The 15,229-nt window shown below is 58.2% G+C and carries 17 protein-coding genes and 2 tRNA genes; 2 read left to right on the top strand and 17 right to left on the bottom strand.

Annotation, left to right across the window (positions count from 1 at the left end; all coding sequences use genetic code 11):
- The first annotated feature begins 183 nt into the window (after positions 1 to 183).
- The gene (locus J0W34_RS08010; RefSeq protein WP_230971287.1) at positions 184 to 1,230 is read left to right on the top strand and encodes a hypothetical protein; all 1,047 of its coding nucleotides are present in this window, start codon (positions 184 to 186) and stop codon (positions 1,228 to 1,230) included.
- A gap of 204 nt (positions 1,231 to 1,434) precedes the next feature.
- Positions 1,435 to 2,124 (top strand): hypothetical protein, encoded by a 690-nt coding sequence (locus J0W34_RS08005; protein ID WP_230971286.1) that lies wholly within the window; start codon positions 1,435 to 1,437, stop codon positions 2,122 to 2,124.
- Between the two features lie 300 nt (positions 2,125 to 2,424).
- On the opposite strand, the gene J0W34_RS08000 is transcribed toward J0W34_RS08005, so the two are convergent.
- The 17 genes from J0W34_RS08000 to cysM form a co-directional block, all read right to left on the bottom strand.
- Positions 2,425 to 2,715: a hypothetical protein gene (locus tag J0W34_RS08000; protein ID WP_230971285.1), complete on the bottom strand. Its 291-nt coding sequence runs from the start codon at positions 2,713 to 2,715 to the stop codon at positions 2,425 to 2,427.
- 204 nt (positions 2,716 to 2,919) lie between these two features.
- Positions 2,920 to 2,996 (bottom strand) — tRNA-Pro (locus J0W34_RS07995).
- 48 nt (positions 2,997 to 3,044) lie between these two features.
- A complete protein-coding gene (locus J0W34_RS07990) occupies positions 3,045 to 3,428 on the bottom strand; it encodes a MerR family transcriptional regulator (RefSeq protein ID WP_227815039.1) in 384 nt (127 codons plus the stop codon).
- Positions 3,412 to 3,714, bottom strand: a complete 303-nt coding sequence (locus tag J0W34_RS07985; RefSeq protein WP_227815113.1) for an integration host factor subunit alpha — start codon at positions 3,712 to 3,714, stop codon at positions 3,412 to 3,414. Before J0W34_RS07985 ends, J0W34_RS07990 begins: the two co-directional genes overlap by 17 nt.
- 11 nt (positions 3,715 to 3,725) lie before the next feature.
- A complete protein-coding gene (gene pheT, locus J0W34_RS07980) occupies positions 3,726 to 6,104 on the bottom strand; it encodes a phenylalanine--tRNA ligase subunit beta (protein WP_227815040.1) in 2,379 nt (792 codons plus the stop codon).
- 6 nt (positions 6,105 to 6,110) lie between these two features.
- Positions 6,111 to 7,142: a phenylalanine--tRNA ligase subunit alpha gene (pheS, locus tag J0W34_RS07975; protein WP_230971284.1), complete on the bottom strand. Its 1,032-nt coding sequence runs from the start codon at positions 7,140 to 7,142 to the stop codon at positions 6,111 to 6,113.
- A 66-nt stretch (positions 7,143 to 7,208) separates the two neighbouring features.
- Positions 7,209 to 7,568: a 50S ribosomal protein L20 gene (gene rplT / locus J0W34_RS07970; protein ID WP_227815042.1), complete on the bottom strand. Its 360-nt coding sequence runs from the start codon at positions 7,566 to 7,568 to the stop codon at positions 7,209 to 7,211.
- A gap of 12 nt (positions 7,569 to 7,580) precedes the next feature.
- A complete protein-coding gene (gene rpmI, locus J0W34_RS07965) occupies positions 7,581 to 7,778 on the bottom strand; it encodes a 50S ribosomal protein L35 (RefSeq protein WP_227815043.1) in 198 nt (65 codons plus the stop codon).
- A gap of 155 nt (positions 7,779 to 7,933) precedes the next feature.
- Entirely contained in the window at positions 7,934 to 8,455 is a 522-nt protein-coding gene (gene infC / locus J0W34_RS07960; RefSeq protein WP_227815114.1) for a translation initiation factor IF-3, read from the bottom strand.
- Positions 8,456 to 8,482: 27 nt separating this feature from the next.
- Positions 8,483 to 10,399, bottom strand: a complete 1,917-nt coding sequence (gene thrS, locus J0W34_RS07955; RefSeq protein ID WP_227815044.1) for a threonine--tRNA ligase — start codon at positions 10,397 to 10,399, stop codon at positions 8,483 to 8,485.
- Between the two features lie 141 nt (positions 10,400 to 10,540).
- Positions 10,541 to 10,617, bottom strand: a tRNA-Val gene (locus J0W34_RS07950).
- A gap of 57 nt (positions 10,618 to 10,674) precedes the next feature.
- Entirely contained in the window at positions 10,675 to 10,920 is a 246-nt protein-coding gene (locus J0W34_RS07945; protein ID WP_227815045.1) for a GlsB/YeaQ/YmgE family stress response membrane protein, read from the bottom strand.
- 30 nt (positions 10,921 to 10,950) lie between these two features.
- Positions 10,951 to 11,736 (bottom strand): 3'-5' exonuclease, encoded by a 786-nt coding sequence (locus J0W34_RS07940; RefSeq protein WP_227815046.1) that lies wholly within the window; start codon positions 11,734 to 11,736, stop codon positions 10,951 to 10,953.
- A complete protein-coding gene (locus J0W34_RS07935; RefSeq protein ID WP_230971283.1) occupies positions 11,733 to 12,146 on the bottom strand; it encodes a YdbL family protein in 414 nt (137 codons plus the stop codon). Before J0W34_RS07935 ends, J0W34_RS07940 begins: the two co-directional genes overlap by 4 nt.
- Positions 12,143 to 12,325, bottom strand: a complete 183-nt coding sequence (locus J0W34_RS07930) for a hypothetical protein (RefSeq protein WP_230971282.1) — start codon at positions 12,323 to 12,325, stop codon at positions 12,143 to 12,145. The genes J0W34_RS07935 and J0W34_RS07930 overlap by 4 nt, the downstream gene beginning before the upstream one ends.
- Before the next feature lie 7 nt (positions 12,326 to 12,332).
- Positions 12,333 to 14,336 carry an AsmA family protein gene (locus J0W34_RS07925; RefSeq protein WP_230971281.1) on the bottom strand — a complete coding sequence of 668 codons (2,004 nt, stop codon included), beginning with the start codon at positions 14,334 to 14,336 and terminating at the stop codon, positions 12,333 to 12,335.
- On the bottom strand, positions 14,337 to 15,227 hold the full coding sequence (cysM, locus tag J0W34_RS07920) for a cysteine synthase CysM (protein ID WP_227815050.1): 891 nt from the start codon (positions 15,225 to 15,227) through the stop codon (positions 14,337 to 14,339).
- Between the last annotated feature and the right edge of the window lie 2 nt (positions 15,228 to 15,229).

Raw genomic sequence — 15,229 nt, 5'->3', positions numbered from 1 at the left:
CGAGCATTCCCGACGCCCCGCTCCTGATTCTCCCGACGCGATTCAAAAACGCCCCGGCCTATCGATCGGCCGATCGGCGCCCTTTCGCCTAGGAAATCTCACAGACAAATTTCGGCGACCTCGTATGCACAAATAAATCCATGCGCTAGACGGTGTCCCGAATACTGAAATGGAACCAAGACAATGTTGAATTCGCCCAAAACCCAGACACCGACAGCTATCGAAGTACACCTCATCAAGATTGCAGAAGGCATCCCAAAACGCACAAAGAAGGCCTGCATCGCTGCACTTCGGGCAGCAGGGCTTCCTGGACGCAACGAGTACGTCGAGTGGATGCTCAATCGCGTCGCGTTGCATGATGAGTGGCATAGAGTCCGGCATCTGCTTCACGCCCAGCGCCGAATCCCCGGAATTCGAGCACTTCCGGCACCCAAGCGCCCGCGCTCCCCCGTGATGCTCCCAAAAGGGCTCGTGAAAGAGCGACTCAATGAGCTTCGCACCTCGAGCGTCGTCAAAGCCGCGAAGAGTGCAATGCGTTGGGGCGCCGCTGGTGGAAGCAGTTTTTACGTGTGGTTCTGTCAGCCTGGCGAGCCTGCCAGTTACGAAGTTGATATTTCATACAACTGGGACACGTATGGGGGCGCGTTTAAGGGTTGGCGTGCAACCGAAGACAATCACCACATTAGGGTCCACACGCAGTGGCTTACCCGCGTCGAACGCAAAGGACTTACCCTGCTTGATGGACTCCTTACCCTCGACGCCTGGCACGTCACGACCGTCAATGGGTGCGATGTCTTTCAGGCGACCTGGGCACGCCAGAGCCGGGCCTACTCTGTCGTCACGGAGCACGGATACATCGCCCGCTCGGGGGACCTGTCGTTTCATGCAACAAGTGCGGAGGCCGCCATCTCGGGACTCATGCGCAAACGGCGCGCGAGTGAACGCGCCAGGGTCGCCAATAACGACACGACGACAGACGACATCAATGCATTCGTCAAACGCTATCGTCGCTCACCATGCGAGGTCACGCTTGACGATGCACGCCAGTCCGGCAGCTGCGAGCCTGGCATTCAGAGCTGGTGCCAGGCAGTGGGCATCGACATGTCGCGCGAGCGTATTCCGATGAGAGAAGCGCTGGCCGCATTCAAAAAAATTCCAGCTCCCGAGGCGCGTCTGGCCATTCTTCAAGCCGTTCGGCGCCATCGGGAAAGCGTCGACGCTCCCCAATAAGGTCCCGCTTCCGAACCCGATGACCTGCGCCTGCAGCGCAGCCTTCGTGCCCCCGCCCTCCGGGCGGGGGCTTTCTTTTGGGGCTTCGCCCTTGGAAACCTTTGTGCTCACGCACGAGACGCTGTCGCTATACGAATAAAACCCGCTCCGCGGTGCGCTTCGCTTGTTCGCGCACGTACGCGCGGCACTCAAAAGGAGCGATGGATGCGTTACGACCCCCTCATCTTCAACAAGAAGTCCGTCTTCATGCAACGAATTGCCGATCAGGTCCGACGTGGCTATCGCCACTACGCCCTCGGCGAGGTCTCCATCGACCGGGCAAGGCCGCTGGCCATGAAATTCGCGCGACTCTATGGCGTCCATCTGCATCGTAATCAGAAGGCCCGGGAACGCGCCTACGGGCATGCGTCCGCATGCCTGCTTTGGTGGCGTGCGCATACGGACACCCTCGTGTTCTGTCTGCTGGTCACGCCCGGTCCGCACGCGGCGCACTCGCTCGAGTCGCTGCGCGATGTGCATGCGCGCGACACCCGGCTGACGCTCGGGGAGTATGAACTCGTGCAGCGTCCAAGGGCAGAAAGCCTTCGCCCCGCGTGGACGTGGCGTCTCACACAGGAGGCCTACGAGGGCTGGAGATTGCGCTCGCTCGAGGTCTGCCGCGGCGGCAACGACTTCGAAGTCACCCAGTACCTTGACGCCTTGCACGCGACACCTGGCTTTGCTGGCGTTCGAGAACAAGTGAAAAAAGTGAAGAGCCTATTTCGAGCCGAGTGGAAGCGACGTCGTCCCAACGGGAAACCTTGCCCGGCCAGTGGTACCCGGCACCGATACGTTCAGCGCTTGCCGAACTCTGGCCTGCGGCTTTGGACGCTCAGTAAGCAGGCACACCAGTAGTCATCGATTCAGAACAAACGGCGAAAATTTAACCTACCGATCCGTCCAGCGCCCCTTTCGTTCGGCCTTTTACTGTGTCTCACCAAACCTGTTCGGCCGCAGGCTGGAACGAAACCTCTACTACACTCCCTACTACCCGGCTGGCCGCCAAAAGACTAACTCTATGCCTTGGTTTGATAGCCCACAGGCTATCGCGTGTATTTGCATCAGAGTCCCTCAGAGGTGAGTTTGCGCACCGATCCAAGAGTTGCATCTAATCTCGACGGTGCTCGAGGCCCACACCGGTCAAGCCAAACACGTTCATCCGCAACTTGTGTCGGCTATGGCCTTCTCCAGCACTTCCAGGTTAGTTGGATCTTGCAGCAACCGCCACACACCCTCGACATGCTCCTTACTCGCGTCATCATGTAACACCTCCACAACTTCAGCTACATGCAAGACGGCCTTTTGAATCAGGAGGCGCAATGACTCCGGTTCATACTCGGACAGCACACGGCTGATGAACTCGGGTACGCGTTCGCCAGGGTTTCCTCGGGTCATCTCCAACGTTTTGAAGACATCTACCAGTACATCGGGGGACAACGTATCCATCCAGAGCCTCCATTGAGCGGGGGACATCAACTGGGACAGAGCCAATTCTGTCCCACGTCTGTCCCACGGAAGCGACCAAAACAGACCACTCCAGACAACAAAAAACCCGCCGGTTTGACGGGCGGGTTTCGTGCAACAGGCTGATTTAAAGGGGTTTTTATCAGTCTGCAGTGGTTTGGAGTGGTCAACTCCAGATGTTGAATTTGGTCGGGGCGGCGGGATTCGAACTCGCGACCCCTTGCACCCCATGCAAGTGCGCTACCAGGCTGCGCTACGCCCCGACACGAGCCCGCAATTATAGGCAATGCGAGCCAAAACCACAATTCAAATCACTCTTTTTTCAACTCGTTGAGCAAGTTGCCCAGCACGGTACGAGCTTCGCCGATCCGTTCTTTCAACTCGGCGGCTTCATGGGCATCTTCATGCACATGAATCGCTGCCGCATTGAGTTGGTTTCGCGCACCGGAAATAGTGAAACCTTCCTGGTAGAGCAGCTCCCGAATCCGCCGAATCAGCCGTACCTCGTGATGCTGGTAGTAGCGACGGTTACCCCGCCGCTTGACCGGCTTCAGCTGGGTAAACTCCTGCTCCCAGTAGCGCAGCACATGTGGTTTTACACCACACAGATCGCTCACTTCACCAATGGTGAAGTAACGCTTGGCCGGGATCGGCGGAAGGCTGTCACTGCCTTCGGTATTAGGACTTTCCTGCATCGCTCAGGGATTCCACAGCAGCTTTGAGCTTTTGACTGGCATGAAAGGTCACCACACGACGCGCCGTGATGGGAATTTCTTCCCCGGTCTTGGGGTTGCGCCCCGGACGCTGGGGTTTGTCGCGCAACTGGAAGTTACCGAAACCGGACAACTTCACACACTCGCCACGCTCCAGCGCCATCCGGATTTCTTCAAAGAAACCCTCGACCATGTCCTTTGCTTCGCGCTTGTTCAAACCGACCTGCTCGAAGAGCAGATCTGCCAGTTCAGCCTTCGTTAATGTCATCATAACTTCCCTTATCCACGCAGGCGGGCACCAAAGTCTGCCTCGGCTCGCTGGACGAGTGCTGCAACTGCAGCGTCCACCTCGGCGTCTTCAAGGGTTCGTTGAGTATCTTGCATCAACACCCTGAAAGCAAGGCTCTTTTTGTCTGGATCGATGCCTTTGCCCTGATAGACATCAAACAGTTCGATTCCCTTCACGATCGGCGATTCAACGGTCCTGAGCGCGTCCAGCACGCTATCGACACTGACATCTTGATTCAGCACCAGCGCCATATCACGGGTCACGGCAGGTTGGCGCGAGATCACGGCATAGACTGGAAGTTTTGAACTCATCGCAGCATCGGCATCGATCTCGCAAACAACCGGTGGCGTACCCAGATCGTATTTCTGCACCCATTTAGGGTGAATTTCGCCGATCATGCCGACATCGTCGCCGTCGAGAAGGATTCGAGCAGAGCGCCCCGGGTGAAGCGCCGGGTGTTCAGCCGCCTCGAAGCGAAGCTGCGCAGGCGCGAACAAGGCCTCGATGTCACCCTTGATGTCGTAGAAATCGATGTTTCTGGCGGCTTGCCCCCACTGCTCGGCAGCCACACTGCCCGCAGCGATCAGGCCGACGCGAACCGGCTGGTGATAACCCGGCACCGGTGTTGCATTTGCATCAGCGATAAAGCAACGACCGACTTCGAAAGCGCGCACGCGCGGATTCTGTCGCTTTCGATTGACCGCGACGGTATTGACCAACCCCGGAATGAGGCTCGATCGCATCACGCTCATCTGGCTGGCAATCGGATTCGCCAAGCGAATGGGCGTACCGTTTCCGCAGAAGTCATGCTCCCACGCCTCTTCGATGAAAGCGTAGTTAACGACTTCCTGGTAATCGCGATCAGAAACCTGGCGGCGCACCATCCACAAATCACGTGCGTCCTCGCTGCGAGGCAGCATGGCCATCGTGCCCTGCGGGGCCAAGGCGGGAATGTTGTCATATCCGTAGAGCCGCGCAAGCTCCTCGACCAGATCGACATCAAGTTCGATATCAAAACGATAGGATGGCGGAACAACCTTGAAGAGCTCGCCCTCACGGGTCACATCCAGATGCACGCGGGACAGCAGTGCAGCAATCTGATCGTCATCCAGATCGACGCCAAGCAACTTCCGGGCACGCGCCGGCGCCAGCATGACGGCATTGCGAGCGGGCAGCTTTCCGAGGGATTCAGCGACCTCGACCGGTCCCGGCTGACCGCCGCAAATGCTGACGATCAGCTCAGTTGCGCGCTCGATCGCCCCCTGACTTGCATTGAAGTCGACGCCGCGCTCGAAGCGATGTGACGCATCGGAAGAAAAGCCATACTCGCGGGCCCGGCCAGCCACTGCATCGGGCGAAAAGAAGGCAGCCTCGAGAAAAACGTCGCGCGTCTGCGCAGTTACGCCGCTTTCCTCGCCGCCCATGATGCCGGCCATACCGAGCACGTTGCGCTCGTCAGCGATAAGCAGGGTGTCCGGTTCAAGGTCAATGGTCTGCTCGTTGAGCAACAGAAGCTTTTCATCAGGCCGGGCCAGACGAACGTGAATATCACCATTGAGCTTGGTGTTGTCGTAAGCGTGCAGCGGCTGCCCCAGCTCGAGCATGACGTAGTTGGTGATATCCACCAACGCGCTGATTGAGCGGATACCACTGCGTTCGATGCGACGCTTCATCCAGTCGGGTGTCGGCGCAGCTGCATTCACACCCTCGATAACACGACCACAGAATCTCGGGCAGGCTTCGGGCGCATCGAGCACGACGCCACGGCGAGTGTCGATGACCGGCGCGACGGGCGCAATGACAGGTGCCGTCAGCGGCATGTCGGTCAGTGCGGCCACTTCGCGAGCAACGCCCAGAAGACTCAGACAATCAGCGCGGTTCGGCGTCAGGCTGATCTCGATGATGGAATCATTCAGGTCAAGCAGTTCCCGCACATCCCGCCCGACCGGAGCATCATCTGGCAGGACATAAAGCCCGCCTTGATCGTCCGAAATACCCAGTTCTTTGGCTGAGCAGAGCATGCCGAACGAAGGCACTCCACGCAGTTTGGCCTTCTTGATTTCAAACCCGGGCAGCCTGGCGCCCACCAGTGCGCAGGGGACCTTCATGCCAGCTGCCGCATTCGGGGCGCCACACACGATCTGGAGCAGTTCCTCCTGACCTGCATCGACCTTGCACACCTTAAGGCGATCGGCATCCGGGTGCTTTTCAGTCTCGACAATATGCCCGACAACGACCATGGAAAAATCGACCGCTGCCGGCTTGATCTCTTCGACTTCGAGACCAGCCATGGTAATGAGCTGGCCGAGTGCCTCGGTATCGAGCGCAGGATCGACGAAGCTGCGCAACCATTTTTCTGAAAATTGCATGGTGGCTTACCTGAATTGGCTAAGGAAACGCAGATCGTTTTCGAAAAACAGACGCAGGTCGTTGATTCCATAGCGCAGCATGGTCAAACGATCCGAGCCCATGCCGAAGGCAAATCCCGTATATTTCTCCGGATCGATCCCGCCATGGCGCAGCACGTTCGGATGCACCATCCCGCAGCCGCCAATCTCGAGCCAGTGCCCCTTCATGTCGCCATGCATGAACCCAACGTCAATCTCTGCGCTGGGTTCGGTAAACGGGAAGAAAGAGGGACGAAAGCGAACCTGAAGATCGTCCGTCTCGAAGAACTTGCGCAGGAAATCGGCAATCACACCTTTCAGGTCAGCAAAGCTGACGTGCTCGCCCACCCATAGCCCCTCCATCTGATGGAACATGGGCGAATGGGTGGCATCGGAATCGACTCGAAACACCCGCCCCGGCACGATGATGCGAATTTCGGGCATGTGGTCGGCACCTGCGTGGCGCGCGGCATGAGCCTGCATCGTTCGAATCTGCACCGGGCTGGTATGCGTCCGAAGCAACACGTCCGCATCCCCCTCGAGATAGAACGTATCGTGCATGGAGCGTGCGGGATGATTCTCCGGCGTATTAAGCGCCGTGAAATTGAAGAAGTCGGTTTCAATTTCAGGGCCATCCGCCACTTCGAACCCGATGGAACGGAACAGGGCCTCGATGCGCTCGATCGTGCGACTGACCGGGTGCAACCCGCCCTTGCCGTTCCCACGGCCCGGCAACGTGACATCCAGCGACTCGGCCGCCAGTTGCTCGGCAAGCTGTGCGTCACGAATGGCCTCACGCCGCGCTTCGAGCGCCTGCTCGATCTTCGATTTGGCAGCATTGATCAGTGCGCCAGCAGCTTTGCGCTCTTCGGGCGCCAGCTGTCCGAGCGATTTGAGTTGCACCGTGATGGCGCCACTCTTGCCGAGATAACGGGACTTGGCCACATCCAGCGCATTGGCATCTGCCGCAGCAGCGAATTCCGTATGCGCCTGTGAAACTAGGGAATCAAGATCGTTCATGAAACTGCGCCATGATTGTCAGAAAAAAAAAGGAGGCTAGGCCTCCTTTCTTTCCGCTGCGAGTGCTTACGCAGCGAGCTTGGCCCGGGCTTGCTCGGCGAGTGCAGCAAAAGCTGCCTTGTCGAACACTGCCAGGTCGGCCAGCACCTTGCGATCCACGTCGATCGAAGCTTTCTTCAGACCGTTCATGAACGTGCTGTAGGTCATGCCCAGCTCGCGGGAAGCGGCGTTGATACGGGCAATCCACAGCGCGCGGAACTGACGCTTGCGCTGACGACGGTCACGATACTGGTATTGACCAGCCTTCATCACCGCCTGTTTGGCGACGCGATAGACGTTTTTGCGGCGGCCGCGGAAACCTTTGGCCTGGGCAAGGACTTTCTTGTGACGGGCGCGTGCGGTTACACCACGTTTTACTCGAGGCATGGTTCTCTCCTATCAGGCGTACGGCAGCATGGCGCTGACGAGTTTGCTATCCGAATCATGGACCGCCGTGGCACCACGCAGGTGACGCTTGGCCTTGGTGGTCTTCTTGGTCAGGATGTGACGCTTGAAGGCTTGACCGCGCTTGACGGAACCGCTCGCGCGAACACGGAAGCGCTTGGCGGCGCCCCGCTTGGTTTTCATCTTGGGCATGAAATGCTCCTGTTTTTTGTCATGGTCACAGGCAACGCTCAAGGCGTATTTGAGGACCTGCTCCCACTTGTCTAAAGGGCACCGAGGTGCCCTCACCTACTTTTCACCGTCACCGGCGAAATTCAACGCTCACCGTTTCCGGCGAAAAACCTTGCTTATACCTTCTTGACGGGCGCCATCACCATCACCATCTGGCGGCCTTCCATCTTGGGCATCTGCTCGACGTTCGCGACTTCTTCCAGGTCGGCCTTGATGCGCTCAAGTTGTCGCATGCCAAACTCCTGATGGGCCATTTCACGGCCACGGAAGCGCAACGTCACCTTAACCTTGTCACCGTCGTCCAGGAACCGGCGCAGATTACGCAGCTTGATCTGGTAGTCGTTCTCGTCCGTACGCGGACGCAACTTCACTTCCTTGACCTGCACCTGCTTCTGCTTGGCTTTTGCCTCGTGCGCTTTCTTGGCCGCCTGATACTTGAACTTGCCGTAATCCATGATCCGGCAAACGGGCGGCTTGGCCAGAGGGGCGATTTCCACCAGATCAAGCCCGGCTTCGTCTGCTAGTTCCAGCGCGGCACGGATCGTCTGGATGCCGGCCTGCTCCCCTTCAGCGTCAATCAGACGCACTTCAGTCGCGGTAATTTCTTCGTTAACGCGCTGCTTCTTTTCCTGAGCGATGGTTCCACTCTCCTCTTTTGAACAAAATCAGGCCGTGCCGGCACGCGCATCAACTTCACGCTGCCAACGCTCGATCAATTCATCGAGGGACATTTGTCCGAGGTCTTGACCACCTCGCGCGCGCACGGCCACAAGGCCAGCTTCCTTCTCTTTGTCGCCTATCACGAGCTGATAAGGGAGCCGGCGTACGCTATGTTCGCGGATTTTATACGTAATTTTCTCGTTCCGCAAATCCGAAACAACCCGGAATCCGGCTTTTTGGAGGCGCCGCACAACGTCCGAGACATAGTCCGCCTGCGGATCGGAAATATTCATGGCAACAGCCTGAATCGGGGACAGCCACAGCGGGAAGTTGCCTGCGTAGTTTTCGATCAAGATGCCGATGAAGCGCTCGAGCGAGCCGAGGATGGCGCGATGCAGCATCACCGGGCGAGCCCGGTCGTTATGCACAGTGACATACTCGGCGCCGAGGCGCTCGGGTAGGACAAAATCGAGTTGCATCGTGCCGCACTGCCACGAACGCCCAAGCGCATCCTTGATGTGGTATTCGATCTTGGGACCATAAAAAGCCCCTTCATTTTCAAGCTCTTGCCACTCGACACCGGAAGATCGAAGCGCCTCCCGCAAGCCCTCTTCCGCCTTGTCCCACACTTCGTCCGTGCCCGCACGTTTCTCCGGACGCAAGGCGAGCATCACGGCGACATCTTCAAAACCGAAGTCCTTGTAAACCTGCTTGAGCAGATCGTTGAACGCCACGACCTCAGAAACCACCTGATCTTCAGTACAGAAGATGTGTGCGTCGTCCTGCACGAAACCACGCACGCGCATCAAGCCGTGCAACGCACCCGAGGGCTCATTGCGATGGCAGGAGCCAAACTCGGCCAGGCGCAGCGGCAAGTCACGATAGGAATGCAGACTGTGGTTGAAAATCTCCACGTGTGCCGGGCAGTTCATGGGCTTCACCGCGTAGTCGCGCTTTTCCGACTCGGTGGTAAACATGTTCTCGCGGTAGTTTTCCCAATGACCGGAGCGTTCCCAGAGGGCGCGGTCCATCATGAACGGCGTCCTCACCTCTTTGTAGCCCGCCCCATCAAGGGTGCGACGCATGTATTGTTCGACTTGCTGCCACAGGGTCCAGCCATGTGGGTGCCAGAACACCATGCCCGGCGCTTCGTCCTGCAGATGGAAAAGATCGAGCTGCTTGCCAAGACGTCGATGGTCGCGCTTTTCAGCCTCTTCGAGCATGTGCAGATACTGCGCCTGATCATCCTTTGATGCCCAAGCCGTACCGTAGATGCGTTGAAGCATTTCGTTCTTGGAATCACCACGCCAGTAGGCGCCGGCGACCTTCATCAACTTGAAGACCTTCAGCTTGCCCGTGGACGGCACGTGCGGCCCACGACACAAATCGACGAAATCGCCTTCTCGATAGAGCGAGACATCCTCATCCGAAGGAATCGAGGCGATGATTTCGGCCTTGTAATGCTCGTTGATCGACTTGAAGAACTCGACGGCTTTATCCCGCGGCCAAACTTCGCGGGTAACAGGGATATCCTGCTTGACCAGCTCTTTCATCCGCTTTTCGATCTTCTGCAGATCTTCAGGCGTAAAGGCTCGCTCGTAGGAGAAGTCGTAGTAAAAGCCGTTTTCGATCACCGGTCCAATCGTGACCTGAGCCTCGGGAAACAACTCCTTGACGGCGTAAGCCAACAAGTGGGCCGTGGAGTGCCGGATGACCTCCAAGCCATCTTCGTCTTTCGCGGTGACAATACCCAGTGAAACGTCCCGATCAATCGTGTGGCTCACATCAACCACCCTGCCATCGACTTTACCGGCAAGGGCTGCACGAGCCAGGCCTTCGCCAATCGACTGCGCCACTTCGAGCACCGTCACTGGATGATCGAACTGTCGTACAGAACCGTCAGGAAGCGTAATGCTGGGCATGAAAAAACCTCATGGACAAAAAAAAAGTGCGGGCTAGCCGCACTTTTTTCGTTCGAATCGCAAACGTCGCGGTACCGGACCGATTATGAATCAATAACGGTACAAGTTCGTGACGCCACTGCAACCCGCTCCTTAGAATTTTGGTAGGCGCGATTGGATTCGAACCAACGACCCCCACCATGTCAAGGTGGTGCTCTAACCAACTGAGCTACGCGCCTAAGGAGGCCGAATTATAGCTCAAAGTATTCAGCTGTCAATCGCCTTAGCGAAATTTATTATCGATTCTTCAGTTTCGTGTAGGCGAACAGGATCAGGACGGCGCCGACGATCGCTCCAATGAATCCAGCCCCCTGGCCCGCGTGGTAGATACCAAGAAACTGTCCGAGGAAAGAAGCGACGACGGAGCCGGCGATACCGAGCAACGAGGTCATGATCAACCCAAGGTCTTCTTTGCCAGGATGCAGAAACTTGGCGATGACGCCGACCACCAGGCCGACAAGAATTGTCCAGATAATACCCATGACCTCTCCGTATTAGATGAAACGCGGTTGCTAGGACCACTCCGACAAGAAGGCCTTCCAGTGGTTCGCCCCGATCCCCTCAAGGACCTCTCGAACCACCTTCAATTCCTCGTCATACTCTTCGGAGGTTAGCACGCCTCGCATCAGCTGAAAGCGTAAAAAGACCAGATAGGTATTCACGACGTCGGTTTCACAGTAGTCGCGGATTTCCTCGATTCGACCGTCCTGATAAGCCCCCCAGACTGCGGAGCCATCCATGCCCAGTTTGCCCGGAAAGCCCATCAGTTTGGCCAGTTCGTCCAACGGCGCATTGGCGCGCGGCTGATAGAGCGCCAGCAGATCCATCAGGTCGAGGTGGCGGCTGTGGTAGCGACTGATGTAGTTGTTCCACTTGAAGTCCCGCGCATCGCGCACATCACCTTCGCCCATTTCCCAGTAGCGCGGCGCAGTCACGCCATGCAGCAAGCCCCGATAGTGCAGTACCGGCAAATCGAAACCGCCGCCGTTCCAGGAAATGATCTGTGGCGTGAATCGCTCGATCCCATCGAAAAAGCGCTGAATGATTTGTGCCTCGTCCGCATCAGGTTCCGAAAGGCTGAAAACCCTGAACTGCGTGGCGTCACGAAACACGCACGAGATGGTGACGATTCGCTGGAGGTAGTGCGGCAGGAAATCGTTACCCACGGCAGCGCGGCGGCGCTGAAAGGCAAGCTCGGCAACCTCATCGTCGGGCAAGTCGGCGGGCAGATCGTGGAGGCGCCGTAACCCGGCAACATCCGGAATCGTTTCGATATCGAATATGAGTCGCGGAATCACTTCTGCTTCCAGTTTCCACCCTGCTCTATGTACCAACCCGATGGCGCCTTGTCGATCCAGCGCTGGGCGAAGGTTTTCTGGACCTGAGAGGCCCATTCCGGATGCCCGTTCGCGTTGGCGATTTCTTTGTAGAGCTTGGTGCGATCAGCATTCTCTGCCGCCACCAGCGCATTGAGACTCGCGCGTTGAGCGAGAGGAACGGCCTTGGCATCTCGCACAGCCAAGGTACCCTGAGCAGTCAGCCCCACCGCGCCCGAAGCATAGAGCGGAGCCAGCTGAGCGTGCCGTGACTGCATTGACGACTTGATGGCTGAGATGCCGGGCGTGTTGATTTCGAGATTGCCCTGCGCCTGCACGACAGGCGACATCAGGCAGGCCGCGATCACGAACGCCGTAAAGATCGGTTTCATTGGTTTTGCTCCTCGGTCTTTGTCGAGGTCTTGCTCTGCTTTAGCTGCCACACTTCGTCAATGATCCGGTCAGCGGCCTTCTCTGCAGCCGCGGCCGGGAAGTAGATGTTGATCGTCACGCATCCCGCCAGCAGCGAAACGGCCGCAACAGCCATCAACAAACGCTTTGTCTGTGTCATGCCATCCTCAATTCACGATGGGCTCAGCCCCGTCGGCAATGGCTCGCTGGAGCCGCTCGATCAGTTCAGCCCAATCCACTCGGCGATTGTAGCCGATGACATCCAGCGCCGGGATTCCTCCCCCCGCCACCAGTTTGAACGGCACGTCGTCCGCACCCGCACCATCGAGGCCAGCCATCTGGCAGACATTGCCTCGAAGCTGGCACGACAGGCCGATTTCCCGATAGCCAAAATCGCTGAACAATCCCAGCACACTGCGCTGAATCGCCGCCATGGCCCCGGCGCCACCGAGCGCCGTGATGTTCTCCACCGCCCGCTGGCTGATACGCCTCTCATAGTCACCGGCGGAACTTCTTACATTGGCATCGAAACGAACCGGCTTCCATCTGGCCATGACAAGATCGTCAACGTTTGCATCGATGAATCCGCTGACAGAGCCAAAGGAAAAAGTCTGCGTCAGTTGAGCCAGATCCAGGTGCTCCGCGCTGACATCGGCTGTCAGTCGAGGCAACAGACCAAACGGGTCGGCCACACTCAGGCGGGTCGCCTGCACATAGCCGTCGAACACCGAAATCACCAGAGTGCCGTCAAGGCCGATGTGCTCAGGCGTCACGCTAAAGCCCGGCACAGCAATCGAGACCGTGCCTTGCATGCTCGGTAGTGACAACGCATCTGTCAGCGCCATCAGCGAAATCGGTTCTGCGTAGAGGCTGCCCGAGCCCTGCCAGCGCGCTCCCGCGTGCTCGAAACTCAGGGCGTCGATCACGAGGGCTCCGTCAAGCAGAGGCAAACGAGCGGGCCTCAGCGCAACCCGGCGCTCGGTCGCGTCGGCAACAAGCGTAAACGGCGCGAAGGAAAGTGATTGCCATCGCAAGCCATCAACTTCGATTGACCACCGGGTTGCCGCCCCACGCCGCCAAGGCAACTCGCCACGAATCGGGCCAACGCGAAAACGCTGCCCCAGGTAGGAAAAGCCAACGTCGGCGAGCTCAAGATTCGCCGCCTGAAGCATCCCGTCATCCCAAGACAGGTGACCCGACGCTCCTCCAGCCACCTGCCAGCGCTCAACCTGCTCGGGGACGAGCAAGGGCAGCACGAACTGGGGAACCAGCAACGCCAGCTCCGCCCCGTTGAACGCCAGTTCACCCGACGTGACAGTCCGACGAGCAAGGTCGAATTCAGCAGAGCCCTCAACCTTGTCAAGACCCGGGCCTGAGAGGTTTGCCGAGGCGATTCGGAGAAGTCCATTGCCGAATCCGCCGGTGGCATCAAATTTCCAGCCGCCGGACAGCAGAACGGGATTCCAGAAGACGTCGCCGGACGTCCAATTCGACTTGAGCTGCCAGCGCACATTTGCGTCAGGCAGCATCTCGGCGCGTGCATTGACATCGAGAGCAAGTCCCTCGGCGGCACGCATTCCGGTTTCATCCGAGAAGGCCATTTCGCTTGCGTTGAGCCTGACGCTCCAGCGGCGGCCGAGTCGCTCGACCTGGCCATTGAGCAGACCGCTCACCTGAGCACCGACGGGCAGGCGTCCGATCAAATCAACCAACGGAGCCATCCGGAGACTTCCGATATCAATCGTCAATCGATGCTTGCCCGATTGCCGAACAGCAACCACGCCGCCCGCCACAACGACTTCGCCAGTCAGTGACTGGCGGGCCATATCGACGGCGAAAGTCAGTTTCGCGCTCTCAAGCCCTTCTATACCGCGTAGCTGACCGCCCCGGCATTGCAAGACGCCATCAGCCAAACGCATCTGATCGCAGTGCAGCGCGACGGACGTCCAGACGTGCTCGCCAAACTTCAGGCGGCCGATCTTTACGCCCCCCGAGCGCCCGTCCTGTGCTGGCAGTGTCAGCTCGACCTGCTGGAGTACCACATCACCGGTATCCAGCTCTGCCAGCTTGATTGCAAGCGAGGCCAACGCTGGCACAGTCCAAACGGCAATCGACAGAAAAACAACGAAACCGGCCAACCCAGACAAATGCGCGTTGCGGCCAAACTTCATTCAGGCGGGGAAGACACCTGTTGAGAGATAGCGATCGCCCCGGTCGCACACGATCGAGACGATGACCGCATTGGAAACCTGTTCGGCAATTCGCAGCGCCACATGCATTGCGCCGCCGGAGGAAATGCCGGCGAAGATCCCCTCTTCCCGAGCGAGGCGTCGCGTCATCTCTTCGGCATCAGCCTGAGTGACCGGTTCGATACGATCGACACGCGCAGCGTCATATATTGTCGGCAGGTACGCTTCTGGCCATTTACGGATACCGGGAATCTGAGCGCCTTCAGCCGGCTGACAACCCACGATTTCGATCGCCGGCTTCACTTCCTTGAGATAGCGCGAGGTCCCCATGATGGTGCCTGTAGTCCCCATGGAACTGATGAAATGCGTGATCTCACCGCCCGTCTGGCGCCAGATCTCGGGTCCGGTGCCTTCGTAATGTGCAACCGGATTGTCCGGATTACCGAACTGGTCAAGAATCACACCCTGCCCTTCATCGCGCATGCGCTCAGCCATGTCGCGTGCCAGCTCCATGCCGCCTTCCTTTGGCGTGAGGACAAGCTCGGCACCAAACGCACGCATGGTCTGACGACGCTCGACACTCTGGTTCTCCGGCATCACCAGGATCATGCGATAGCCGCGAATTGCCGCCGCCATTGCCAACGCAATACCCGTGTTGCCACTGGTGGCTTCGATCAGCGTGTCGCCCGGCCGGATACGCCCGGCCGACTCGGCGCGCACGATCATCGACAATGCCGGCCGATCCTTCACGGAACCGGCCGGATTGTTTCCTTCGAGCTTGGCCAGAATGATGTTGCCCGTGTCGGACCCGATACGCTTCAATCGAACGAGCGGGGTATCTCCGACATAATCTTCGAGTGTCTTGTAGTCCATGC

It is taken from the genome of Nitrogeniibacter aestuarii (assembly GCF_017309585.1).
In the GTDB taxonomy this organism is placed as follows: domain Bacteria; phylum Pseudomonadota; class Gammaproteobacteria; order Burkholderiales; family Rhodocyclaceae; genus Nitrogeniibacter; species Nitrogeniibacter aestuarii.
Note: the sequence above shows the minus strand (reverse complement) of the source record. Positions and strands in the feature narration are given on the sequence as shown.

Excerpts from the sequence above, each read along its gene's own strand:
- J0W34_RS07930 (WP_230971282.1), bottom strand. The coding sequence starts at position 12,325 with ATGACACAGACAAAGCGTTTGTTGATGGCTGTTGCGGCCGTTTCGCTG.
- cysM (WP_227815050.1), bottom strand. The coding sequence starts at position 15,227 with ATGGACTACAAGACACTCGAAGATTATGTCGGAGATACCCCGCTCGTT.
- J0W34_RS07990 (WP_227815039.1), bottom strand. The coding sequence starts at position 3,428 with ATGCAGGAAAGTCCTAATACCGAAGGCAGTGACAGCCTTCCGCCGATC.
- J0W34_RS08010 (WP_230971287.1), top strand. The coding sequence starts at position 184 with ATGTTGAATTCGCCCAAAACCCAGACACCGACAGCTATCGAAGTACAC.
- J0W34_RS08000 (WP_230971285.1), bottom strand. The coding sequence starts at position 2,715 with ATGGATACGTTGTCCCCCGATGTACTGGTAGATGTCTTCAAAACGTTG.
- J0W34_RS07945 (WP_227815045.1), bottom strand. The coding sequence starts at position 10,920 with ATGGGTATTATCTGGACAATTCTTGTCGGCCTGGTGGTCGGCGTCATC.
- J0W34_RS07985 (WP_227815113.1), bottom strand. The coding sequence starts at position 3,714 with ATGACATTAACGAAGGCTGAACTGGCAGATCTGCTCTTCGAGCAGGTC.
- thrS (WP_227815044.1), bottom strand. The coding sequence starts at position 10,399 with ATGCCCAGCATTACGCTTCCTGACGGTTCTGTACGACAGTTCGATCAT.
- pheT (WP_227815040.1), bottom strand. The coding sequence starts at position 6,104 with ATGCAATTTTCAGAAAAATGGTTGCGCAGCTTCGTCGATCCTGCGCTC.
- J0W34_RS07925 (WP_230971281.1), bottom strand. The coding sequence starts at position 14,336 with ATGAAGTTTGGCCGCAACGCGCATTTGTCTGGGTTGGCCGGTTTCGTT.
- rpmI (WP_227815043.1), bottom strand. The coding sequence starts at position 7,778 with ATGCCCAAGATGAAAACCAAGCGGGGCGCCGCCAAGCGCTTCCGTGTT.
- pheS (WP_230971284.1), bottom strand. The coding sequence starts at position 7,142 with ATGAACGATCTTGATTCCCTAGTTTCACAGGCGCATACGGAATTCGCT.
- J0W34_RS08005 (WP_230971286.1), top strand. The coding sequence starts at position 1,435 with ATGCGTTACGACCCCCTCATCTTCAACAAGAAGTCCGTCTTCATGCAA.
- rplT (WP_227815042.1), bottom strand. The coding sequence starts at position 7,568 with ATGCCTCGAGTAAAACGTGGTGTAACCGCACGCGCCCGTCACAAGAAA.
- J0W34_RS07935 (WP_230971283.1), bottom strand. The coding sequence starts at position 12,146 with ATGAAACCGATCTTTACGGCGTTCGTGATCGCGGCCTGCCTGATGTCG.